Genomic DNA, 23458 nt, shown 5'->3' on the forward strand with positions numbered 1-23458 from the left:
CCTTCACGTAGCTGACGGCCCCGACGGCGGGTCGCCGGCCAACGGCGCGAACCGCCCCTGGGCGTCGGGCACGTAGGTGGTGGTGGTCATCACGGCGCCCACCGGCAGCGGACCGAACAGGTGCGGAAACAACATCGCGTCGGGGTCCGTCGGAACCCCCGGCTCCCAACGCACCGGATCCGTCAGCTTCGCGGGATCGATGTGCAGCAGCACCAGGTCGCGGCGTCCGGAGTAGAGCCGGTTCGCCGGCAGATGTACCTGCTCAGGAGCCGATAGGTGGACGAAGCCCTGCACGCTCAGCGAGTCCGGACGGAGTTCGCCGCTGCGCTGGGCCGCCAACCACTCCTCGGCGCTGCACAGGTGAACCAGAACACGCGTCGACGGATGCACGGTGTCAGCTTGCCCGGCCAGCAACACGCCGGCCAAGTGAGACACGACACACCGGTGAACCCCCGGGGAACAAGGCCGGAATCCAAAACGTCTGACACAGTAGACATACGCAATCAAGGCGCCTTTGCCGAGATGCGCAGAGCAGAAGACGGAGGAGCCGTGAACGCAACTCTGACCAGTCCGGAGCTAACCAGAGCCGATCGCTGCGATCGTTGCGGCGCAGCCGCACGCGTGCGCGCGAAGCTGCCCTCGGGGGCCGAGCTGCTCTTCTGCCAACACCACGCCAACGAGCACGAGGCAAAGCTGGTCGAGCTGGCTGCAGTGCTGGAGACCAGCGCGGCAGACGCCTGACCGCCACCGGCCGACACCACCCGCCTGGGCAGGAGCACGTTCCGTCAGTAATGCTTGACTGGTCATGACTCGCCAGCCGCTTCCCGTACCTCCAACACGCCACCACATCTGGCACATCACTCGACGCACATTGTCGAAGAGCTGGGACGATTCCATCTTCTCGGAGTCGGCGCAGGCGGCGTTCTGGTGCGCGTTGTCATTGCCTCCGCTGCTGCTGGGGATGCTGGGCAGCTTGGCGTACATCGCACCGATGTTCGGGCCGGACACCCTGCCGACGATCCAGGATCAGCTGATCACCGCGGCGAACAGCTTCTTCTCCCCCAACGTCGTCAACGAGATCATCGAACCGACGATCCGCGACATCGTGAAGGGTGCCCGCGGCGAGGTGGTGTCGGTCGGTTTCGTGATCTCGTTGTGGGCCGGATCATCGGCTGTATCGGCCTTCGTGGACTCGATCGTGGAGGCGCACGATCAGACACTGCTGCGACATCCGGTGCGTCAGCGGTTCTACGCACTGGGTCTCTACGTGATCATGCTGGTCTCTGCGATCGGGGTGGCGCCGCTGCTGGCGCTCGGGCCGCGGGCGATCTCCGAGCACATCCCCGAAAGCTGGGACAACGTGCTGCGCTACGGGTACTACCCGGCGTTGTTCCTGGCCGTATTCGTCGGCGTGACCGTGCTGTACCGGGTCTCGCTGCCTGCTCCGATTCCGACCCACCGTCTGGTGCTCGGCGCCGTCCTGGCGACCGTGGTGTTCCTGGTCGCCACCTTCGGGCTGCGGATCTACCTGACCTGGATCACCAGCACGGGCTACACCTATGGTGCGCTGGCCACGCCGATCGCGTTCCTGCTGTTCGCGTTCTTCCTGGGATTCGCCATCATGCTCGGCGCCGAACTCAACGCGGCGATCCAAGAGGAGTGGCCGGCGTCGGATACCCACGCCAGGAGACTGCGGGAATGGCTGGGCGACAAAGCTCTCAACGGCTCCCACAACGACGAAGCCCAGGCACCGGACGACACTCCCGTTCCCGTGCCCGAGGCCGCCGAACCGCCGCTGCGGCCGCCTACTGCTTGAGCGATTCGTAGATCTTCTTGCAATCCGGGCACACCGGGGAGCCGGGCTTGGCTGATTTCGTCACCGGGAACACCTCGCCACACAGCGCGACCACATGCGTACCCATGACGGCGCTTTCGGCGATCTTGTTCTTCTTGACGTAATGGAAGAACTTGGGGCTGTCGTCGTCAGTCCCGTCGTCGACGCGTTCGTCGGTGTCCGGGCGCTCGATGGTCTGGGTCTCCATATTCTTATTGTGCCTGGCTGCGCGGCTTAGCGAAATCCACCTGTCGCCATCGGGCGCAGGTGTGGAACAGTAGAAGCATGAAACAAAGCCACGAGCTGAGTTTCGACGACGATTTCGGCGACGATTTCGGCAAGGAAGCCCGCCCGGTTCTCATCACCCAAGCCGCACCCGCCTACGAAGTGCAGCACCGTCAGCGCGTCCGCAAGTACCTCACGCTGATGGCGTTCCGCATCCCGGCACTCCTGCTGGCCGCTGTTGCCTACAACATCTGGCAGAACGGGCTCATCTCGCTGGCGATCATCGTGGCGTCGATACCGCTGCCGTGGATCGCGGTACTGATCGCCAACGATCGTCCTCCGCGTTCGGCCGAGGAGCCACGGCGATACGCCGGTCGCGGCGAGCGGATCCCGCTGTTCCCCACCGCGGAGCGTCCAGCGTTACAGAGTGACGCGGTTATGCCACCGCAACCGGACCCAGCGCGATCCGACCCCGATGACCCCAGCTGAGCGACTTCTTTAGCCATTCTCAGGACATTCTCAGGTCGTTCCGGAAAAACCGCAGCTCAGCAGGCATGAATCCGGGGATCAGCGGGAACTCTCATGGCACCTACGACGTTGTAGATCATGACAGTTCGAGCTGATCAGGAGGCCGCCATGGCAAATGCCACCACAAGCCGCGTCGACAGTGATCTGGACGCCCAGAGTCCTGCCGCCGACCTCGTGCGCGTGTATCTGAACGGCATCGGCAAAACGGCGTTGCTCAACGCCGCCGATGAGGTAGAGCTCGCAAAGCGCATCGAGGCGGGCTTGTACGCCCAGCACGTCCTCAACACCAAGAAGCGCCTGGGCGAGAATCGCAAACGCGACCTGGCCACCGTGGTCCGCGATGGTGAGGCAGCACGCCGGCACCTGCTGGAGGCCAACCTCCGCCTGGTGGTGTCGCTGGCGAAGCGCTACACCGGACGCGGCATGCCACTGCTGGACCTGATCCAGGAAGGAAACCTGGGCCTGATCCGCGCGATGGAGAAGTTCGACTACGCCAAGGGTTTCAAGTTCTCCACCTACGCCACCTGGTGGATCCGGCAGGCCATCACCCGTGGGATGGCCGACCAGAGCCGTACCATCCGCCTGCCCGTCCACCTGGTGGAGCAGGTCAACAAGCTGGCCCGGATCAAGCGGGAGATGCACCAGAACCTCGGCCGTGAGGCGACCGACGAGGAACTGGCCGAGGAGTCCGGTATCCCGGTCGAGAAGATCAACGACCTGCTCGAGCACAGCCGCGACCCGGTGAGCCTGGATATGCCGGTCGGCACCGACGAGGAGGCCCCGCTGGGCGACTTCATCGAGGACGAGAACGCGATGTCGGCCGAGAACGCCGTCATCTCCGAGCTGCTGCACACCGACATCCGCCACGTGCTGGCCACGCTCGACGAGCGTGAGCAGCAGGTGATCCGCTTGCGGTTCGGCCTCGACGACGGCCAGCCCCGGACGCTGGATCAGATCGGCAAGCTGTTCGGGCTGTCCCGCGAGCGGGTCCGCCAGATCGAGCGTGAGGTGATGTCCAAGCTCCGCAACGGCGAGCGTGCGGACCGCCTGCGCTCCTACGCCAGCTAGTCGTTTTCCCGATGTGCCCCGCCGGTTTCCGGCGGGCACATCGCGTATCCGGGTGTTTTTGGGACCTCACCAGCCGGTGACAGGCCGTTGTCCTGGGGTTTGTCGTTGTTGAGTGAGGTACCCGACGACCCGATGTTGCGCCGCAGTTAAACAGCCGGGAACGGTAGACTGTGCCGTGACGTTGGGGCTGGGAAGGCGCGCATGAACGATCTGGTCGATACCACCGAGATGTACCTGCGGACGATCTACGACCTCGAAGAAGAGGGCGTGGTGCCGTTGCGTGCCCGTATCGCCGAACGGCTCGACCAAAGTGGTCCGACGGTCAGCCAGACGGTATCGCGGATGGAACGCGACGGTCTGCTGCACGTCGCGGGCGACCGCCATCTGGAGCTGACCGACAAGGGTCGAGCCCTCGCGGTGGCCGTGATGCGCAAGCACCGACTGGCCGAGCGGTTGCTCGTCGATGTGATCGGGTTGCCGTGGGAAGAGGTCCACGCCGAAGCATGCCGGTGGGAGCACGTAATGAGCGAGGACGTGGAGCGGCGCCTGGTGCAGGTGCTCGACAACCCCACTACCTCGCCGTTCGGTAACCCCATCCCGGGCCTGACGGACCTCGGCGTCGGTGCGGCGCGCTACGACGATGTCAGCCTGGTCCGGCTCACCGAACTCCCGGTCGGATTGCCGGTCGCCGTGGTGGTCCGCCAGCTCACCGAACACGTGCAGGGCGACACCGAGCTCATCGGCCGACTCAAGGACGCCGGCGTGGTGCCGAATGCGCGGGTCACCGTCGAGGCCAACGACCACGGGGGTGTGATGATCGTGATCCCGGGACACGAGCAGGTCGAACTTCCCCATCACATGGCCCACGCGGTTCGCGTCGAGAAGGTCTAGCCACTCAACCGGCCCTGCGCCGCCACGTCCGTCGAGGCGGCAATTGCACACCGAGCTGTTCGGCCAGCCGATAGCCGGTGACCGCCAGCTCCCGAATCCGCTCCGGTCGCATGCCCGCCTGCAGCGCGGTGTCGAGCATGCCGGCCATCCGGTGCGTCGGCCGCGCCTCCAACGCGGCGTCGAGCGATACCCCGGCCAGCGGTCCGTCACCCCGGGCGTAAGCGGAAAAGGCCAGCAGGACAAGCGCTTCGGCACGCCACGGGTCGGGTAGATTGCGGGCCAACAGCGCCCACAGCGCTTCGGCCTGCTCGGCGCGCTCCCCGACCGCCAGCGCATAGAGCGTGTCGCGGACCCTGGGATCGGACAATCCGACGGCCAACCGCGCCAACTCGGCGTCAGCGGGTCGATCTCCCTCGGCGATCTGCACCGCCGCCCGCATCGTGGCCTCGACATCACCGCGCACCTCGACGTCGGGCCGGGTTTCCTGATATCCAGGCCGCTGCGCCACGAGAGCCAACGGCCGTTTCATCGAGTCACAGGCGACCGGATCCGGCCGGATCACCTGCAGCAGCTCATCCCGACTCGCATAGAGCCGACGACCGTCCAGCACCGCCGCGGCCGCCAGCGGCGAAGCCCCCGGGTCATCCACCCACCCCTGTTCGCCACAACCGTCGGCGCAGTGCCAGGACCCACCGGGGGCCACCTTGTCCACCACATGTGCGGCGTAGAGGACGATGCCGTCTGCGGCAAGGGCCTGGTCCAACACCGCCGCCAAGTCGCGGTAGCGGTCATCGCACACCCGGCAGTCCCTACTCTCGTCGTCCACCACCACGGCGATCACCGCATCCGCTCCTGCAGTGGCCGCGAGGTCAACCAGGTGCTCGACGCGTCCGGTCATGTCATCGGCAAGATCGGCGCGCATGACGCAGCCCAGCTCGCCCCGGTCGACGGTGACCAGGACGAGGCTCTTGTGGGGGACGAAGCCGAGCACCGCGGGCAGCGCGGCGATCAGCGCACCGGGGCGGTTGAGGTGGAAGTCGAACTCTGGCGAGGAAGGCGATGGTGTGGTCATGGCCCGACGGTGCCAACGTGTGCCGTCACGAACTGCTGCCCGACCGGGCGGTGGCAGCCGGTTGGGGATGGATCCTGCGCTGGGGACAGCCCGGTCGACTAGCAGTCGGATTCGGGGGCAGCGGGCGCCGCGTCGCCGGGCCCGCCGGCCTCGGCACGGGTCAGCAACCGGGCGATCCGATCGTCGAAGCGCGGTGAATAGGACACGTCGTCGTCGCAGCCGCCACCGTCGAGTCCGCCGACCAACCCGGTCACCGTTGCCCCGGAAACCCATGGGGCACCGCTGAAACCATCGGTCAGGCCCGCGCAGGCCAGGGACGGAAACCCCTGCGGTGACGACTCGACCGCACCTTGACAGGCCAGCGGGCTACCGCCCTCACCCATCGGGTAACCGGTCACCGTCACCGGGTTTCCCGACCCAGGGGCCGACCCGAGGACCAGTCCGCCGCCAGCCGCGGACATCAGGCTCGCGCCGGAATCCCCGGTCACCCGCACGATGGCGTAATCGGCTTCGGGATCTTGGTCGGCCAGCCAGCGCGGATCCAGGTACACCGTGCTGACGTGCCAGGTATCGCCGGCGCCGGCACCGAAACCGGGGACGAAGGTGGTGTCGACACCGTCGAGCAGACAGTGCGCAGCCGTCAGGATGAGGTCGGCCGACACGGTTGCCAAGACCGAGCCGCTACAGGTGTGCGTCGTAGTGTCGCCCAGGAACAACGCCCCCACCCGCCGATCCGGCGTCACCGATTCGACGCCGGCTTGCGACAGCGCACTGGCCGCGGCCGCCGAGCTGGGCGGGACCGACGTGGGAGGGCCGGCCGCTCCGCCGGTGGTGGTGCCCGGGACCGTGCACGCCACGGCCCCGGCAGCCAGCATGGCCGCCGCGACGGCGAACTTCGTGATCCGGGTCCCGCGCATCCTCACGATTTTGCCCCACCGCGGGGATCACCGCCGGAATGCCTGCTCCGGCCCGGCGCGTTCGAACGCGCAAGCGGGGCGGAACGAACCCGCCGTCCGGGTATGCGGGACACTAGGTGACACGGCGGTAGGCCGTCACCGCGTCCTACCGCAGCGAGGAGACGAAGCGAGATGACCGACAACAGCGACACCCCCGATCAGCACTACCAACCCGACCAGAGCGGCATGTACGAGCTCGAGTTCCCGGCTCCGCAGCTGTCGGCGTCCGATGGCCGCGGCCCGGTGCTGATCCATGCCCTGGAGGGGTTCTCCGATGCCGGTCACGCGATCCGACTGGCCGCCGAGCATCTGAAGGACACCCTCGACACCGAACTGGTGGCCTCCTTCGCCATCGACGAGCTGCTCGACTATCGGTCGCGCCGGCCGCTGATGACGTTCAAGACCGACCGTTTCACCAGTTACGAAGAACCCGCGCTGAATCTGTACGCGCTCCGTGACAACGCGGGGACGCCGTTTCTGCTGTTGGCCGGGCTGGAGCCGGACCTGCGGTGGGAACGGTTCATCACCGCGGTGCGACTGCTCTGCGGGCAACTGGGCGTGCGACAGGTGATCGGGCTGGGCGCCATTCCGATGGCGGTGCCCCACACCCGCCCGGTCATGCTCACGGCGCACGCCAACAACAAGGATCTGATCCTCGACCACACCCCGTGGGTCGGCGAAGTCCAAGTTCCGGCGAGCGTTTCCAACCTGCTCGAATACCGCATGGCCCAGCACGGACATGAGGTGGTGGGCTACACGGTGCACGTACCGCACTACCTGGCCCAGACGGCCTATCCGCCGGCCGCCGAGGCGTTGTTGTCCGAAGTGGCCCGGACCGGTTCGCTAGAACTGCCGCTGGGCAAACTTTCCGAGGCCGGAGCCGAGGTGTACGGCAAGATCAACGAGCAGGTGGAGGCCAGCACCGAGGTCGCTCAGGTGGTGACCGGGCTGGAGCGCCAGTACGATGCGTTCGTTGCCGCACAGGAAAATCGGTCTCTGCTGGCGCGCGACGAGGAACTGCCCAGCGGTGACGAGTTGGGAGCCGAGTTCGAACGGTTCCTCGCCCAGCAGACCGGTGACAAGCACAAAGACGACAGGTACAAGGACGGACGGGACGGCTTCGGCGACGGCTTCCCGAACGGCGACAACCACTCATAGGCAGCCCGACGCCGGGCCGAGGGCGAGGTTGACCAGCATGACCGAGCGCAAACCCCATCTGCGGACCGTTCGCGAGCACACCCCGACTCTCGAATACCGCAGGATCCACGGATATCGGCGGGCGTTCCGCATCGCCGGATCCGGTCCGGCGATCCTGCTGATCCACGGCATCGGTGACAACTCCACCACCTGGCACACCGTGCAATCGGCGCTGGCCCAGCGGTTCACCGTGATCGCCCCGGATCTGCTCGGCCACGGTAGTTCCGACAAACCCCGGGCGGACTATTCGGTCGCGGCCTACGCCAACGGCATGCGCGACCTACTCAGCGTGCTCGACATCGACCGGGTGACCGTGGTCGGTCATTCGCTCGGCGGTGGCGTGGCCATGCAGTTCGCCTACCAATTCCCGCAGTTGGTGGATCGTCTCATCCTCGTGGGCGCCGGTGGAGTCACCAAGGAAGTGAATGTGGCACTGCGGGTCGCGTCACTCCCGATGGGCAGTGAGGCACTGGCCCTGCTGAGAATCCCCCTGGTGCTACCCGCGTTACAACTGTTCGGTCGGGCCGCAGGCACGCTGTTGGGCTCAGCCGGGCTCGGCCACGACATTCCGGACATGCTGCGGGTCCTGGCAGATCTGCCGGAGCCGACGGCGTCCTCGGCATTCGCTCGGACGTTGCGCGCTGTGGTGGACTGGCGTGGTCAGGTGGTGACGATGCTGGATCGCTGTTACCTGACCGAATCCGTTCCGGTCCAGTTGATCTGGGGTGAACGAGATTCGGTCATCCCGGTCAGCCACGCCCAGATGGCACACGCCGCAATGCCCGGTTCCCGGTTGGAGATCTTCAAGGGAGCCGGGCACTTTCCGTTCCGCACCGATCCCGACCGCTTCGTCGAGGTCATCGAACGCTTCATCGACTCGACCGAACCGTCGGTGTACGACCAGGATCGGCTGCGCAGCCTCCTGCGTGACGGCAGGAGCGCATCGGCGATCAGCGGGCCCTTCGACACTCAGCTTGCGGTGCTCGACGCGATGGACGCAGACGAGCGCAGCGCCACCTGACCCGAGCCGCGACGTAGCATCGAATCATGGCCATCGGCGTCACCGTCCTGCGGGTATTCACCGACTCAGACGGCAGGTACGGCAATCCGCTCGGCGTGGTAGACAACAGCACTGTCGCTCCTGCCGATCGCCAGCGAATCGCGACCGAATTGGGCTACAGCGAAACGGTATTCATCGATCTGCCGTCGCCGGGCGGCAACTCGGCCGTGGCCCACATCTTCACCCCGGTCTCCGAACTGCCGTTCGCGGGGCACCCCACGGTGGGCGCAGCGTGGTGGCTGCGCGAAACCGGATCGCCGGTCAATACATTGCGGGTGCCGGCCGGGATCATCCAGGTGGAATACGACGGTGATCGCGCGGTGGTCAATGCCCGCTCGGAATGGGCCCCGGAGTTCGCAATCCACAACTTGCCTTCCGTCGAGGAACTACTTGCCGCCGATCCCGATGATTTCGCCGAGGCCGACGAGAACTATCTGTGGGCTTGGATCGATGAGGCGCACGGCACGCTGCGAGCCAGATCGTTCGCTCCGCACCTGGGAATCCCCGAGGACGAGGCCACCGGAGCCGCGGCGGTACGGATGACGGATTACCTCAGCCGGGATCTGACGATCATCCAGGGGAAGGGTTCGGTGATCGAGACCCGCTGGAGTCCGGAGGGCTGGGTTCGTCTCGCCGGCCACGTCGTCAATGACGGCACCACGCGAGTGGGTTGATCTACGCCTCTACGCCTCGGCGCCGCGATGCGCCCGTAGCGCCTCGATCTCGCGTTCGAAGTCCTCGGCCGACGAGAACGACCGGTACACCGAGGCGAATCTCAGGTAGGCGACCTCGTCCAACTCGCGGAGCGGTCCGAGAATCGCCAAGCCGACCTCATTGCTGGGGATCTCCGGCGTGCCGAGCCCCCGGACGGCATCCTCGACCTTCTGCGCCAAAACATTGAGTGCATCATCGTCGACCTGCCTGCCCTGACAGGACCGGCGCACGCCACGGATGACTTTCTCCCGGCTGAAGGGCTCGGTCACGCCGCTGCGCTTCACCACAGCCAGCACCGCGGTCTCCACGGTGGTGAACCGACGTCCGCACTCCGGGCATGATCGCCGGCGCCGAATGGCCTGGCCCTCGTCGGCCTCCCGGGAATCGACGACGCGCGAATCAGGATGACGGCAGAACGGACAGTGCATTACCGCTCCTTCGTCATACCGCCGGACAACTAGTTCGAGCGTCCTTGAGCGTACCCGCGATGCCCGCGGGAGACTCACCGCCGGGTCCAGTGGCATGTAGGGACTCACTCCGACGCCGGCCAGTGTGGCTGCCGGCCAGGACGATTCAGCAGGCATCGGGCTGCTCAGCCCACCGGCGCGAGCAGCGTCTGCCCGGGGTCGACTGCTGCGGATTCCAGTTGGTTGAGGTCACGGATCTGCTCGACGACCCGGGACACCGGGGCATCCGGGGCGACCCTGCGCGCCACCTGCTGCAGCGTCTCCCCCGATTTCACCTGGACCACCGCAAGCTCGGTCGGCTCCGGGCTCTCGATCCCCATCACCCCACCGAACTGGGCCACGAGGCCCAGCCACACCGTGATGCCGGCGGCGACCAGGGCCAGCAACACCGTGGTCACCGGCGTGATGGGCCGACTGCGATGGGATGCGCGCGACATCAGCACTCCGGTTCCGCGGTAGCGGACCGTGCCGGCAGCGGGGCGGTCCGGGGCCGGGCGTTGCACCCGGCGGACCGGCCTGGCCGCACCGCTACCGAAGGTGGCGCTGCCCTTCGCACCTACAGCACCGGCAGTGCCGGCACCGCCCCGAACCCTGGCGCGCTGCGGTGGCGACTGGGGCACGGCCCGAGCCGCGCGGGAACGGCTATCGGCGGGGATATCGATGATCGCCATCTGACTGCCTTTCGGTGGGACGGATTCGCTCTTGTGTTCGAATGTACTCGCTCAGGTGTTCGATTGATAGAACATGTGATCGAACTGTTGCCAAACGATAGAGCAGGGCACCGACGACTCCGGGGTCGCCGATCCCGCACCCGGGCCGGAAACACCCGTCGCGCACCCCACCACGCGGCCCCACCAGCAGACACGCCCACAACACGCGTCGAACACATGTTTGATTAATGTTCGATCAACGACTACATTCGGCCCCATGAGCGACGATCGCAGCAGGGACGGCAGCACCGACAGCCCGGCCGGATCGGACGGCGCCGGCCCACGCCGAACCGAAGGGCTCACCGACCGGCAACGCACCATTCTCGACGTGATCCGCGCGTCGGTGAGCAGTCGCGGCTACCCGCCGAGCATCCGCGAGATCGGCGATGCGGTCGGGTTGACCTCGACTTCGTCGGTCGCCCACCAGTTGCGCACCCTGGAACGCAAGGGCTACCTGCGTCGGGATCCCAACCGCCCGCGCGCGGTCGACGTACGTGTCGCCGACGATCCGTCGCCCACCGCTCTGGTGTCCACCGACGTGGCCGGTTCCGATGCGCTTCCCGAGCCGACCTTCGTGCCGGTGCTCGGGCGTATCGCCGCGGGCGGTCCCATCCTGGCCGAACAGGCCGTCGAGGACGTCTTCCCGCTACCGCGCGAACTGGTCGGCGAAGGGTCGCTGTTCCTGCTCAAGGTCGTCGGCGACTCGATGGTCGATGCCGCCATCTGCGACGGCGACTGGGTGGTCGTGCGCCAGCAGAGTGTGGCCGACAACGGAGACATCGTGGCAGCCATGATCGACGGCGAAGCCACGGTCAAGACGTTCAAGCGGACCCGCGGTCAGGTCTGGCTGATGCCGCACAACCCGGCATATGAGCCGATCCCCGGCAACGACGCCGCGGTGCTCGGCAAGGTTGTCACCGTGATCCGCAAGATCTGACCGTCCGGCGGGCCCGGTTGCACCGGATGGCGGCCCGGGCCCTACCGCTCAATCCGTGCGCACGAATCCGTTCGTACGGGCGAATTCCTCACTGGCAAACCAGATCTCGGCCACTGCATCGTCGTACTCACTGCTGTCGGGCGCCCAGTATCGGCCGGACTTGGTGTCCGCCTTGATCGGATAGCCCTCCGGCGCGCGGTTCGGGTCCTCCAACGGTAGGTGGATCGCGGTGGCACTGGGTATCTCGTCGAGTTCGATGGCGGCATGGCGCCCGCTGTGCGCCTCACTGCTGTAGGCCTCACCGCTGTAGGCCTCCGCCTCGGTGATGACGCGGGTGGGCGCGGTGTCCACGTTGTCCTGATCGCCCGGCACCAGTCCGCTCAGCGCCGCGAAAGCCCCGGCCTCGCGCATCCCGCCGACTGCACCGCCGAGCGACCGGGTGTCCGGCGGGTTCTCGTCTACGAGCTCCGCTTCGAAGTCATCGACGTCGTCGTCTTCGGCGACTTCCTCGAAGTCGGCGTCGATGGGCGTATCGAGGTCTTCGTCGTCGAATCCATCGTCCTCGAAATCGTCGTCTTCATCGTCATAGTCGGATTCGAAGTCGTCATAGTCGTCAAAGCCCTGCTCCGGGCCGGCCAGCCGCGAGGAATCCTCCGGCGGTTCCTCGTCCTCGCCCGGTGCCCCGTAGCCGCCGGCCGCTCCGTGCGGGGCGGCCCACTGACTGACCGGGATGGCGATGTCGGTGGGCTCGTCGTACGGAGATGCCGCACTCGTCGATTGCTCGCCGGGTTCGGCGAACCGCGTCGTCGCGACCTCGCCGCCATAGGCAGCGCTCGGCCCGTAGTCGTTCGCCACATCGGACCCGCGATCATCGCGATACTCGTCGCGGTCGTACCCACCCGATCCATACCGAGCATCGCCGTATCGGTCCTCGTCATAGGACGAAGCCTTGGGGCCGTCGGCGTAGTCGTCGTCGAACGGGTCATGGTCGAAGTCGTCATCGCCACCGGCGCGGCGACGGTGCCAGAGCGCAGCCCCCACGATCAGCCCGGCGAGCAGCACGACCGGGACCACCGCGATCAGCCACCACCAGCTCCAATGCCAGGAGAACGGCTTCTTGGTGTCCGTACCGGAGGGCTGCGGCGCCGTGGCCGGGGTCTGTCCGAGTCCAGGAACCTCCAGTCCACTCAGTTCGGAGGCGAGTTTCGACGGCTCGGTGGTGAACGCGTTGGAGTCGCGGTCCCACGAGATCGCTCCCCCGCTGAAGCGCTGGCTGATGACACTGCCGTCTTCGGTCTGGTCGGCCATGGGGGCGCCCAGTGCGCCCTTCGCGCCACCGAGCTTCTCCCAGGCCGCGTTCATCGCACCACGCACGATCACCGCGCCGTAGTCGGGAGTCCAGAAGATGACGGGGTTGTCGGCAGCCGCGAACGTGCTGATCCTGCTGTTGGGGCCCAGACCGCCCTCGGTTTCGCCGGCGGTCGGGAAGCCCAGATCACCTTCGGGACCACCGACGCTTTCGTACTTCTCGAGCAGCTGACCGGTGATGGCATTGGCTCCGGTGGCCGGGCTGTAGAAGATCGTGCCACCGGCGTACTTCTGGCCGAACCCGCCGTCGCCGATCGGATACTGGTCGCCGTCCTTGGCTCCCAGTGGTCCCATCGCGCCACCTGCCGCGCGACGCGCGGCGGCGATCGCCGAAGCGGGATCCGACGGTACGTCCAGGTCGGCAAGCTGACCGGCCAGTTCCGGTGGTTCGGTGGTGAATGCCTTCGTCTTGCGGTTCCAGGAGATCTCACCGCCGGTGAACTTCTGTGAGATCACATCGCCGTTGAACATCTCGTCGTCCGCGGGGACGCCCAGCACCCCCGCGGAGCCACCGAGCTTGTCCCATGCGGCATTGACGGCGCCCCGCACCACGCGGGCACCGGTGGACGGAGTCCAGAAGATGACCGGGTGGTCCGGCGCGCTCAAGGTCGAGTTGCGGCTGTCGGCAGCACGCCCGGCGCCCTCGTCGATGGTGGGGAATCCCAGATCGCCGTCCGCTGCACCACCCAACGACTCGTACTTTTCCAGGATGGCGCCCTGCATGAAGTGGGCACCGGTCGCCGGGGTGAAGAACATCTTCCCGCCGGCGAAGTTCTGAGCGAAGCCGGAACCGGCCGCGTACACACCGCCCTGCCTCGGGCCCAGCGGACCGCCGTCGCCGCCGTTGGATTCCCAGGCGGCGACGATCGCGGCATCGGCATCCGCCTCGGGGGTGGCCGAGGCCACCGCCGGCACCATCAAAGCAGCGACGATGAGTGCGAGCAGGCCGACCGCCAACCGCAATACGGCCGCATTCAGCCTCACTCCCGGCCTAGTCATGCGCCCTCCCCCGCTCGTTCGGCAAAGTTTCCGTAGAGATGTCCCGCCCGACAACTCTGCTTCAGCACGTGACGATAACCAAGGAACGCGGCCGATCATGACCAAAAAAGCCCCAATATCTGGGTCCGACGGCCCAGATTTGGGGCTTTTCGGGGCCTCGCGCCGAGTTAAGCGGGGAAATCAGACGCCCAAACCGCGTCCGATGATCTCCTTCATGATCTCGGTGGTGCCGCCGTAAATGGTCTGAACGCGGGCGTCCAGGTAGGCCCGCGCGACCGGATACTCGCGCATGTACCCGTATCCGCCGTGCAACTGCAGACAGCGGTCGATGAGGCTCACCTGCTTCTCGCTCGAGTACCACTTGGCCATCGCCGCCTGCTCCACGGTGAGCTTCTCATCGAGGTGCAAACGGATGAACTCGTCGACCATGATCCGCACCACGGTGGCTTCGGTCGCCAGTTCGGCCAGCAGGAACCGGCTGTTCTGGAAGCTGCCGATGGGCTTGCCGAACGCCTTGCGCTCCTTGGTGTACTGCACCGTCTGCTCCAGAACCGCCTCCATCGCCGCGGCGGCCATGATCGCGATCGAGATGCGTTCCTGCGGCAGGTTCTGCATCAAGTAGACGAAACCCTGGCCCTCCTCACCGAGCAGATTCTCCACGGGCACCTTGACGTCGGTGAACGACAGCTCGGCGGTGTCCTGGGCGTCCAGACCGATCTTGTCCAGATGCCGTCCGCGTTCGAAGCCCTCCATCCCCCGCTCCACCACCAACAGCGAGAAGCCAAGGGCACCCTTCTCCGGGTCGGTCTGAGCGACGACGATCACCAGATCGGAGTTGATGCCGTTGGTGATGAACGTCTTCGACCCGTTGAGCACGTAGTGGTCACCGTCGCGGACCGCGCGGGTCTTGATGCCCTGCAGGTCACTGCCCGTGCCGGGCTCGGTCATTGCGATCGCCGTGATCAATTCCCCGGTGCAGAACTTGGGCAGCCACCGCTGCTTCTGCTCCTCGTTGGCCAGCCGCAGCAGGTAGGGCGCGACGACGTCGTTGTGCAGGCTGAAACCGATGCCGCTGTAGCGGCCGGCCACGGTCTCCTCGCAGACGATCGTGTTGTACCGGAAGTCGTCGTTACCGCCGCCGCCGTACTCCTCGGGCACCGCCATGCCGAGAAAGCCCTGCTTACCAGCCTCCAGCCAGACACCACGGTCGACGATCTTGTCCTTCTCCCACTGCTCGTGGAACGGCGCCACATGCTTGTCCAGGAACGCCCGGTACGACTCGCGGAACAGCTGGTGCTCCGGCTCGAACAACGTGCGTTCGTACTTCACAACACTGCCCATGGTGTGACCTCCGGTACTGGTTACGGATTTGGAGGCCAACCTATACCAACCGGGTGGTTGGTCAGCTCCGGGGAGGGTCGCCGACCGTAAACTCGGACCATGCCCCGGTCGCCCGCGAGCCTCGCGCACTGGGGCGCCTTCACCGCCGACCTCGCCGGCGGTGACATCGCCGCCGTCACGCCGATGTCCGGCGACACCGACCCCTCCCCGTTGCTGGGCAACCTCGCGGGCTCGATCCGGCACCGCTCCCGCGTCGCCGGACCCGCGATCCGTCGCGGCTGGCTGCGCCACGGCCCCGGCCCCAGCGCCGAGCGGGGTGCCGACGAGTACGTCGCGGTGTCCTGGGACGAGCTCACCGAATTGTTGGCCGACGAGCTGCGACGGGTCGTGGACACCCACGGCAACGAGGCGATCTACGGCGGCTCCTACGGCTGGGCCAGCGCCGGGCGCTTCCACCACGCCCAGAGTCAGGTGCACCGCTTTCTGAAAATGCTCGGCGGCTATACCTTTTCCCGCCATTCCTACAGCCTGGGCGCGACCGGGGTGATCATGCCCCGGGTGGTCGGAACCCACGACGACCTGTTCAAACGCTCCACCGACTGGGATGTCATCGCCGAACAGACCGACCTGCTGGTGTGTTTCGGCGGTGTCGCGCTGAAGAACACCGGCATCAATCACGGTGGCACCACGGCTCATCCGGCCCGCGACGCGCTGCGGCGGATGCGTGAGCGCGGTGGGCAGATCGTGTCGCTGAGCCCACTGCGCGACGATGTCGACGGTGACTGCCGATGGCTGGCTCCGGTACCCGGCACCGACGTCGCGGTGATGCTCGCGCTGGCCCACGTCCTGGCTACCGAAGGCCTGGCCGATCTGGATTTTCTCGACACGCACTGCACCGGATACCAGCGGTTCGAGCGTTACCTGCTGGGCCGCGACGACGGCGTCGCCAAGACCCCGGAGTGGGCGTCGCGCCTCAGCGGTCTGCCCGCCGGGGAGCTGAGGGCACTGGCCCGGCGCATGGCCACCGCGCGCACCCTGGTCACCGTCAGTTGGTCGCTGCAGCGGATCCGGCACGGCGAGCAGGCTCCGTGGATGGGACTGACCCTGGCAGCCATGTTGGGCCAGGTGGGTATCCCAGGAGGTGGTTTCGGGCACGGCTACGGCTCGATGAACGAGCCGGGGTTGCCACCGCTGCGCTGCGGCCTGCCTGTGCTGCCGCAGGGCCTCAACCCCGTGCAGACATTCATCCCGGTGGCCGCCGTCACCGACATGCTGCTGCAGCCGGGGCAGCCGTTCGACTACAACGGCATGCAGCTGACCTACCCGGACATCAGATGCGTGTACTGGGCCGGCGGCAATCCGTTCCACCACCACCAGAACATTCCGCGATTGCGCCGGGCCCTGGCCCGGGTCGACACCATCGTGGTGCATGACCCGTACTGGACGGCGATGGCCAAGCACGCCGACATCGTGGTGCCCTCGACCACGGCCTATGAGCGAGAGGACTACTCGGGTTCGCGTAACGACCCGCTGCTGGTGGCCATGCCCGCGCTGACGCAGCCGTATGCCGACTCCCGCGACGACTACGCCACATTCTCGGCGTTGGCCGAGCGGCTCGGGTTCGGCGAAGAGTTCACCGAGGGCCGCACGGCGCGGCAGTGGCTGGTCCACATGTATGAAAAGTGGTCTGCCGGGCTGGATTTCGAGGTGCCCGGATTCGATGAGTTCTGGGCCGCGGGACACCTGCGACTGCCCACCGAACCGGGGCTGACGCTACTCGCCGATTTCCGGGCCGACCCGGTCGGGCACCGACTGGCCACCCCGAGCGGCCGTATCGAGATCTTCTCGCACGCCATCGACGGGTTCGGCTACGACGACTGCGCCGGCCACCCCCGGTGGTACGAGCCGACGGAGTGGCTCGGCGGCGAGCGCGCCCGGACCTATCCGTTGCATCTGCTGGCCAACCAACCCGCCACCCGCCTGCACAGCCAACTCGACGGCGGCGCCACCAGCCAGTCATCGAAAGTCCAAGGGCGCGAACCGATCCGGATCCACCCCGACGATGCGGCGGACCGCGGACTCGCCGGCGGCGACGTGGTGCGGGTGTTCAACGACCGCGGGGCGTGCCTGGCCGGGGTGGTGATCGACGACCGGTTGCGTCCTGCGGTCGTGCAGCTGTCCACCGGGGCATGGTTCGACCCGGCCGATCCGGCCGACCCCGACGCGATGTGCGTGCACGGGAACCCCAACGTGCTGACCGAGGATGTCGGCACGTCGTCGCTGGCGCGCGGCTGCACCGGGGCCCATGTCCTGGTGCAGATCGAGAAGTTCGCTCACCCGCTGCCGCCGGTGCGGGCGCACCGACCACCGGTGATCCGGACCCGCTGAAGCCGTTGGGCGAGCATCACTTCGGCCGTTTGCCCGTGAACTGTTGCGTGCCGGTGCAAAGATCCCCTCAGCGCTGACGAGGGGTCGGCGGAAGGAGATCCGGGCCGATGCGATTCTCACCCCGTTCTGCCGCCAGGTCACTGCTGGTGGGCGCCGTAGCTGTATCCGGCTCGGTCGTCATCGGCCTGACGCCCATCGGCACGGCGGCAATCGGCCTGGTGGTGGCGGTGACGCCACTCGTCGTACCCGGGACCGGGACCCCGAACCCGCAGAACTCCAACAACTACATGGCCAACGCCGTCTCGTACTACGTCCAGCCAAGCGGCAGCTGTGGCGCCGAGGACTGCGCGGCCCCGGTGGCAATCCCCTACATCGCCCAGTTCTGGCCGTTCCCATTCGAGGGCTGGGGCGGTCTGGAGGGCGCGAAATGGAACGTATCGGTCGCCAGCGGGGTCACCCGGCTGACCAGCGAACTCGTCGGTGCCAACAATCCGAGTGGGACGCATCCGGTGACGGTGTTCGGCTATTCGCAGGGCGCCACGGTGGCCAGCATCGTCAAAGCCAACCTGGCGGACCTGACCGATGAGCAGAAGGCGAACCTGTCCTTCGTCCTGATCGGGAACCCGAACCGGCCTGACGGCGGACTCTTCGAGCGGCTTGCGATCCTGGGCACGGTCCCCATCCTCGACGCGACGTTCGGACAGCCCACACCGACGGACACCGGCATCGAAACCCACGACATCGCACTGCAGTACGACGGGGTGGCCGATGCGCCATCGTGGGTGCTCAATCCTCTCGCCCTGCTGAACGCGTTGGCCGGCTTCCAGTACGTGCACGGCACCTACCTGGATCCCCGCGGCGACGATCCGGCCGACGCAACACCGTACGGCTACACCGCCGAGCAGGTGCAGGCCGCGCTCGAGAACGCCGAAGCCGATTGCAGTGCGGCGACCCACTGCCAGCAGCACGGTGACACGTACTACATCACCCTGCCCGCCAAGACCCTGCCGATCATGCAACCGTTCCTCGACCTCGGTGCGGCCACCGGCACATCGGCGCTGGTGATACCGATCGTCGACCTGGTCTCACCGATCACCCAGACCTTGATCGAGACCGGTTACACCCGAACCGACTACGGCAAACCGACGCCGTTCCAGCTGCTGCCGAACTTCAACCCGGTCAAGCTGGCATCGGATTTGATCAACGACATCCCCGAAGGCATCAACGCGGCACTCAACCCCGGGCTCGATCCACTGCCCGGATGGACCGATCCGACGCAGTCCGGCGTTACCGCCCGAGTGCCGGACACCGCGGACAACACTGTTGTCGAGACCACGAAGGTCGCCGCCACATCCGATGACAAGCCGCTTCGGCGACTGGCCACGCTCGCCGAGTCCGGGACAGCGCTGACCGCGTCCGACGACGGCACGACGGCCGTGAAGCAGCGTCCGTCCGTGCCGAAAGCCCTGGGCCTCAAGGGGCATCCGGCTCGTGACATGGCGAAGTCGATCCGAAGCACCGTGCGCAAGGCGCTGGGCCAGGACGGCGCGAAGGACAACGACAAGGATCGTGCCGAGGCAAAGAACACCGGCAACAAGAACACCGGCAACAAGGACACCCGCAGCAAGACCAGCAGCAACAAGAAGAAGCCGGCGGCCTGACGCTCGCGCTCAGAAGGTGGCGAACTCGCTCAGGCTCGCGGCCAACGCCATGGGCACCCGCGCCTTGATCCGCGTGCCGTCGGCAGTGTGCTCGGTGGCGTCCACCCGGCCGTCGGCATGCACCTTCGCCACCAGATCCCCGCGGTCGTAGGGAATCGTCACATCCACGGTGGCGTCGGTGGGAGGGATCATCTCGGCCATCCGGGACCGTAGCCGATCCAGCCCGTCGCCGGTATGCGCCGAGACGAACACGGCGTCGGGTAGCGCACGCCGCAGCGAGGCCAGACCGAGGTCGGTGGCCGCGTCGATCTTGTTGACCACCAACAACTCCGGCGGTGGCGCGATGTCGTACTCGGCGATCACCTCGTTGACCACCTGCCGTACCGCGTTGATCTGCGCCAGCGGATGTTCGTCGGCACCATCCACCACGTGCACCAGCAGCTCGGCGTCGACCACCTCTTCCAGAGTGGACCGGAATGCCTCGATCAACTGGGTCGGCAGGTGCCGGACGAAGCCGACGGTGTCGGTCAGTACGAACGGCCGTCCGTCGTCGAATTCGCCACGCCGCGTGGTGGGTTCGAGCGTGGCGAACAGGGCGTTCTCCACCAGCACGCCGGCCCCGGTCAGTGCGTTGAGCAGGCTCGACTTGCCGGCGTTGGTGTAGCCGACGATGGCTACCGACGCAGCTTCCGAGCCCAGCCGTCGGCTGCGCTGGGTGTCGCGGATCTTCTTCATGTCGCGAATCTCGCGGCGCAGCTTGGCCATCCGCTCCCGGATGCGGCGGCGGTCGGTTTCGATCTTGGTCTCACCGGGTCCACGGGTGCCGACGCCACCACCGGCACCGCCGGCGCGACCGCCGGCCTGGCGCGACATCGATTCACCCCAGCCGCGGAGCCGGGGCAGCATGTACTCCATCTGCGCCAACGACACCTGTGCCTTGCCCTCCCGGCTGGTGGCGTGCTGAGCGAAGATGTCCAGGATCAACGCCGTGCGGTCGATGACCTTGACCTTGACCACTTTCTCCAGCGAGTTGAGCTGCGCAGGTGAGAGTTCGCCGTCGCAGATGACGGTGTCGGCGCCGGTGGCCAGCACGATCTCGCGCAGTTCGATGGCCTTGCCCGAGCCGATGTAGGTCGACGGGTCGGGCTTGTCCCGGCGTTGGATGAGCCCCTCGAGTACTTCCGAACCGGCGGTCTCGGCGAGTGCGGCCAACTCGGCCAAGCTGGCATCGGCGTCGGCCGCGCTGCCATCGGTCCACACGCCGACCAGGACCACCCGCTCCAGCCTCAGCTGGCGGTATTCGACCTCGGTGACGTCGGTGAGTTCGGTGGACAACCCGGCGACGCGGCGCAGTGAGGCGCGGTCTTCGAGGGCGAGCTCACCGGTGCTGGGGATGACGGGATGTTCTGGATGTGTCATATGTACTTACAGATTGTCACGTGGATCGGGCCGCGCGCACTCCAATTACGCATGGGCGGCACTCCACCACACGGGGCTGAGTTCGCCGCGCGCCACCAGTACCGAGGGCCCGCGCAGATAGCTGGTGGACTCGGTGATCGTCACGGTGACCTCACCGCCCGGGATGCGCACCCGCAATATCCCGGTGTCGGCACCCTGGTGGGCCAGCGCCGCGAGTGCGGCCGCAACAGTGCCGGTACCGCATGAGCGGGTCTCGCCGACGCCCCGCTCATGCACACGCATCGACACCGCGCCGTCGACCGGTGCGGTCAGGACCTCGACATTGACGCCGTCGGGGAACAGTTTCGGGTCGAAGGACACCGGCGCCGCGACGTCGAGGGCCGCCAGTTCGTCCTCGGTCAGCCCGACACAGGCCAGGTGCGGATTGCCCACGTCGACGGCCACTCCGCTGACGCTGCGGCCCCCGACCACGGCGGTGCCCGTACCGAACTGGTTCGCCTTGCCCATCTCGACGGTGACGTCCGCGGTGGTGGCGTCGACGCTGTGCAGCACGACCGGGCGGGGGCCGGCCAGCGAGCCGACCACGAACTCGTCAGCCGATTCCAGCCCGGCGGCCCGCAGGTAGTGCGCGAACACCCGCACGCCGTTGCCGCACATCTGCGCGATCGACCCGTCGGCATTGCGGTAGTCCATGTACCAGTCGGATACTGCCACGCCGTCCGGAAGTCGTTCGAAAACCCCGGCGGCCTGCGCGGCACCGGCCGTCGTCACCCGCAGTACGCCGTCGGCGCCGAGGCCGCGGCGTCGGTCGCACAGCGCGGCCACCGCGGCCGGCGTCAGCGACAACGCGGCGTCGAGGTCGGGCAGCACCACGAAATCGTTCTGGGTGCCGTGCCCCTTCGCGAAAGGGATCGAGCCGAAGATCACCTGATCAGGATACGTGCCGCCACGCCCGCAGTGCGTCGTGCACCAGGCCCTCGGCCGCACCGTCCAGCCACACCACTCGGTGGTCACGCCGGAACCAGGACCGTTGCCGGCGCACATACCTGCGGGTGCCGATGAACGTCGGCTCGCGAGCCGCCGAGCCGTCTCCCCCGGCATCCAGGTCGGCCAGCACCTGCGAGTAGCCGAGTGCGCGCGCCGCGGTGACGCCGTCACGCAGCCCGCGGCCGCTCAGCGTGCGCACCTCATCGACCAGCCCCTCGTCGAACATCAGGTCCGTCCGCTGTTCCAGACGTTGATCGAGAATGGCGGTGTCCCAGTCCAATCCGATGATCGCAGTGTCCCAACGGGGTGCACCGATGGCCGGCGCCGAGGCGGCGAACGGCTGACCGGTCAGCTCCACGACCTCCAGAGCCCGCACGATGCGCCTGCCGTCGGTCGGCAGGATCGACGCCCCCGCCGCGGGATCCACCCGGGTCAGTTCGGCGTGCAGTGCGGCCACCCCCACCTCGGCCAATCGGAGCTCCCACCGGGCCCTCACCTGCGGGTCGGTGGCGGGGAACGTCCATTCGTCCAGCAGCGACTGGATGTAGAGCATGGAACCGCCCACGATCACCGGGACCGCGCCGCGCGCCGCAATGGCCTCCACGTCGGCCGCGGCATCCTGCTGGTAGCGGGCCACCGTCGCGGTCTCGGTGACGTCGAGGACATCGAGCTGATGGTGCGGGATGCCGCGCCGCTCGGCGACCGGCAGCTTCGCGGTGCCGATGTCCATACCGCGGTAGAACTGCATCGCATCGGCATTCACGATTTCGCCGCCCAGTTGCTCGGCAACCGCCAATGCCAAGTTCGATTTCCCGGTGCCGGTGGGCCCGATGATCGCGATCGGCCGGGTCACGGCAGCCATTCGCCGACGAAGTAGCCGACTCCGTACGGCGCTCCACGGTAGCGCTCCCGGGCCGAGCTCGTTCCAGGTTCGGCCAGTCCGGCCAGCACCTGGTAGGCCACCCTGCCGAGCACGGTCTCGGGCAGCTCGGCCAGCGCCGAGAGGTCGCCGGTGGCCAGTGCGTCGTCGAGTTGCTGTTGGACCGGCAGCGAGTCCGGATCATGCCCGCCGGGGGCTGCCGGGGTCAGAGTATTCACCCCGTCGGCGACGACGAGGACGCCGACGGGATCCGGGGATTCCTCAATTCGGGCGCGCAGGGCGCGGCCCCGCGCCAATGCGTCGCCGACCGGGTGCGCGGAAGCGTAGGTATGCACCTCGATGTCTGTGCCGGGCGTGGCCTGCCCGCGGATCCACCCGGCGACCAGCGCACACAGCGGCAGCTCGACCGGCTCTCCCCCGGGCCCGGGGCCGAGAGCCACCGGGACGTCGACGCCGTAGCCGGCGAAGGTCCCGACGCAGTCCGGCCCGTACACCGCATCATCGGGGCCGACCCCGATCGCCAGCCAGCGTGACGGCAGCGAGCCCGCCGCGGTGAGGACGGACTCGCGGAGGTCAGCCACCTCGACCGCGGCCGCACCCACAAGTTGGGACACCAGAACCGGGGTGGCGGGAACGATCGCGATGGCGTTCAGCACCTCACCAAACTAGTGCGCGACCCCTGGTTCGCCTCGCGCCGAGGGCCGGTAGGACGCCCGGAACGGCGGATTCCGGACACCGCCGGGGCGAGTTTGTCAG

Annotated in this window: 23 protein-coding genes; 11 read left to right on the forward strand and 12 right to left on the reverse strand. The window is 67.3% G+C overall.

Features of this window, described 5'->3' with window-relative positions; translation table 11 throughout:
- Positions 1-3: 3 nt before the first annotated feature.
- Positions 4-426, reverse strand: a complete 423-nt coding sequence (locus G6N44_RS06100; RefSeq protein WP_235683049.1) for a DUF952 domain-containing protein — start codon at positions 424-426, stop codon at positions 4-6.
- Positions 427-549: 123 nt separating this feature from the next.
- On the opposite strand from G6N44_RS06100, the gene G6N44_RS06105 reads away from it, so the two are divergent.
- The gene (locus G6N44_RS06105) at positions 550-741 is read left to right on the forward strand and encodes a DUF7455 domain-containing protein (RefSeq protein ID WP_055113266.1); all 192 of its coding nucleotides are present in this window, start codon (positions 550-552) and stop codon (positions 739-741) included.
- Between the two features lie 64 nt (positions 742-805).
- Positions 806-1816: a YihY/virulence factor BrkB family protein gene (locus tag G6N44_RS06110; RefSeq protein ID WP_163662039.1), complete on the forward strand. Its 1011-nt coding sequence runs from the start codon at positions 806-808 to the stop codon at positions 1814-1816.
- Here G6N44_RS06110 and G6N44_RS06115 read toward each other — a convergent pair.
- Entirely contained in the window at positions 1806-2042 is a 237-nt protein-coding gene (locus tag G6N44_RS06115; protein WP_163662041.1) for a DUF3039 domain-containing protein, read from the reverse strand. The genes G6N44_RS06110 and G6N44_RS06115 overlap by 11 nt on opposite strands.
- A 59-nt stretch (positions 2043-2101) precedes the next feature.
- Here G6N44_RS06115 and G6N44_RS06120 point away from each other — a divergent pair, with 59 nt between their 5' ends.
- The 3 genes from G6N44_RS06120 (at position 2102) to G6N44_RS06130 (ending at position 4546) form a co-directional block, all read left to right on the forward strand.
- Positions 2102-2548: a DUF3099 domain-containing protein gene (locus tag G6N44_RS06120; protein ID WP_235682959.1), complete on the forward strand. Its 447-nt coding sequence runs from the start codon at positions 2102-2104 to the stop codon at positions 2546-2548.
- Between the two features lie 147 nt (positions 2549-2695).
- A complete protein-coding gene (locus tag G6N44_RS06125) occupies positions 2696-3655 on the forward strand; it encodes a sigma-70 family RNA polymerase sigma factor (protein ID WP_163662045.1) in 960 nt (319 codons plus the stop codon).
- A gap of 201 nt (positions 3656-3856) precedes the next feature.
- Entirely contained in the window at positions 3857-4546 is a 690-nt protein-coding gene (locus G6N44_RS06130; protein WP_163662047.1) for an iron-dependent transcriptional repressor DtxR, read from the forward strand.
- A 4-nt stretch (positions 4547-4550) separates the two neighbouring features.
- Here the strand turns inward: G6N44_RS06130 and G6N44_RS06135 are convergent, their stop codons facing one another.
- Positions 4551-5618, reverse strand: coding sequence for a DUF4192 domain-containing protein (locus tag G6N44_RS06135; RefSeq protein WP_163662050.1), 1068 nt, complete (start codon positions 5616-5618; stop codon positions 4551-4553).
- 98 nt (positions 5619-5716) lie between these two features.
- A complete protein-coding gene (locus G6N44_RS06140; RefSeq protein WP_163662052.1) occupies positions 5717-6535 on the reverse strand; it encodes a trypsin-like serine peptidase in 819 nt (272 codons plus the stop codon).
- 171 nt (positions 6536-6706) lie between these two features.
- Between G6N44_RS06140 and G6N44_RS06145 the strand changes: the two genes are divergently transcribed.
- The 3 genes from G6N44_RS06145 to G6N44_RS06155 are packed head-to-tail and all read left to right on the forward strand — an operon-like array spanning position 6707 to position 9505.
- Positions 6707-7732, forward strand: coding sequence for a proteasome assembly chaperone family protein (locus tag G6N44_RS06145; RefSeq protein WP_163662054.1), 1026 nt, complete (start codon positions 6707-6709; stop codon positions 7730-7732).
- 37 nt (positions 7733-7769) lie between these two features.
- On the forward strand, positions 7770-8792 hold the full coding sequence (locus G6N44_RS06150; protein ID WP_163662056.1) for an alpha/beta fold hydrolase: 1023 nt from the start codon (positions 7770-7772) through the stop codon (positions 8790-8792).
- 26 nt (positions 8793-8818) lie between these two features.
- Positions 8819-9505 carry a PhzF family protein gene (locus G6N44_RS06155; RefSeq protein ID WP_163662058.1) on the forward strand — a complete coding sequence of 229 codons (687 nt, stop codon included), beginning with the start codon at positions 8819-8821 and terminating at the stop codon, positions 9503-9505.
- Positions 9506-9514: 9 nt separating this feature from the next.
- Here G6N44_RS06155 and nrdR read toward each other — a convergent pair whose 3' ends face one another.
- The gene (gene nrdR, locus G6N44_RS06160) at positions 9515-9973 is read right to left on the reverse strand and encodes a transcriptional regulator NrdR (RefSeq protein WP_163662061.1); all 459 of its coding nucleotides are present in this window, start codon (positions 9971-9973) and stop codon (positions 9515-9517) included.
- Positions 9974-10137: 164 nt separating this feature from the next.
- Positions 10138-10683, reverse strand: a complete 546-nt coding sequence (locus G6N44_RS06165; protein WP_163662063.1) for a LysM peptidoglycan-binding domain-containing protein — start codon at positions 10681-10683, stop codon at positions 10138-10140.
- A 256-nt stretch (positions 10684-10939) separates the two neighbouring features.
- Here G6N44_RS06165 and lexA point away from each other — a divergent pair, with 256 nt between their 5' ends.
- The gene (gene lexA, locus G6N44_RS06170; protein ID WP_163662065.1) at positions 10940-11659 is read left to right on the forward strand and encodes a transcriptional repressor LexA; all 720 of its coding nucleotides are present in this window, start codon (positions 10940-10942) and stop codon (positions 11657-11659) included.
- Positions 11660-11707: 48 nt separating this feature from the next.
- Here the strand turns inward: lexA and G6N44_RS06175 are convergent, their stop codons facing one another.
- Both G6N44_RS06175 and G6N44_RS06180 read right to left on the reverse strand, forming a co-directional pair.
- Positions 11708-14026, reverse strand: a complete 2319-nt coding sequence (locus G6N44_RS06175) for an LGFP repeat-containing protein (RefSeq protein ID WP_163662067.1) — start codon at positions 14024-14026, stop codon at positions 11708-11710.
- 180 nt (positions 14027-14206) lie between these two features.
- Positions 14207-15367: an acyl-CoA dehydrogenase family protein gene (locus tag G6N44_RS06180; RefSeq protein WP_163662069.1), complete on the reverse strand. Its 1161-nt coding sequence runs from the start codon at positions 15365-15367 to the stop codon at positions 14207-14209.
- Positions 15368-15466: 99 nt separating this feature from the next.
- Here G6N44_RS06180 and G6N44_RS06185 point away from each other — a divergent pair, with 99 nt between their 5' ends.
- Both G6N44_RS06185 and G6N44_RS06190 read left to right on the forward strand, forming a co-directional pair.
- Positions 15467-17755, forward strand: a complete 2289-nt coding sequence (locus G6N44_RS06185; RefSeq protein ID WP_163662071.1) for a molybdopterin-dependent oxidoreductase — start codon at positions 15467-15469, stop codon at positions 17753-17755.
- 107 nt (positions 17756-17862) lie between these two features.
- Positions 17863-19416 (forward strand): PE-PPE domain-containing protein, encoded by a 1554-nt coding sequence (locus G6N44_RS06190; RefSeq protein ID WP_163662073.1) that lies wholly within the window; start codon positions 17863-17865, stop codon positions 19414-19416.
- Positions 19417-19425: 9 nt separating this feature from the next.
- Here G6N44_RS06190 and hflX read toward each other — a convergent pair whose 3' ends face one another.
- Genes hflX through G6N44_RS06210 form a run of 4 tightly spaced genes read right to left on the reverse strand, consistent with a single transcriptional unit; the run spans position 19426 to position 23358 of the window.
- Positions 19426-20835 carry a GTPase HflX gene (hflX, locus tag G6N44_RS06195; protein WP_163662075.1) on the reverse strand — a complete coding sequence of 470 codons (1410 nt, stop codon included), beginning with the start codon at positions 20833-20835 and terminating at the stop codon, positions 19426-19428.
- Between the two features lie 45 nt (positions 20836-20880).
- On the reverse strand, positions 20881-21747 hold the full coding sequence (gene dapF, locus G6N44_RS06200; protein ID WP_163669659.1) for a diaminopimelate epimerase: 867 nt from the start codon (positions 21745-21747) through the stop codon (positions 20881-20883).
- 19 nt (positions 21748-21766) lie between these two features.
- Positions 21767-22675, reverse strand: coding sequence for a tRNA (adenosine(37)-N6)-dimethylallyltransferase MiaA (miaA, locus tag G6N44_RS06205; protein ID WP_163669658.1), 909 nt, complete (start codon positions 22673-22675; stop codon positions 21767-21769).
- Complete coding sequence (locus G6N44_RS06210) at positions 22672-23358, reverse strand: class III extradiol ring-cleavage dioxygenase family protein (RefSeq protein WP_163662077.1); 687 nt, start codon at positions 23356-23358, stop codon at positions 22672-22674. Before G6N44_RS06210 ends, miaA begins: the two co-directional genes overlap by 4 nt.
- Positions 23359-23458: the final 100 nt, after the last annotated feature.

The organism is Mycolicibacterium alvei, from assembly GCF_010727325.1.
Taxonomy (GTDB): Bacteria; Actinomycetota; Actinomycetes; order Mycobacteriales; family Mycobacteriaceae; genus Mycobacterium; species Mycobacterium alvei.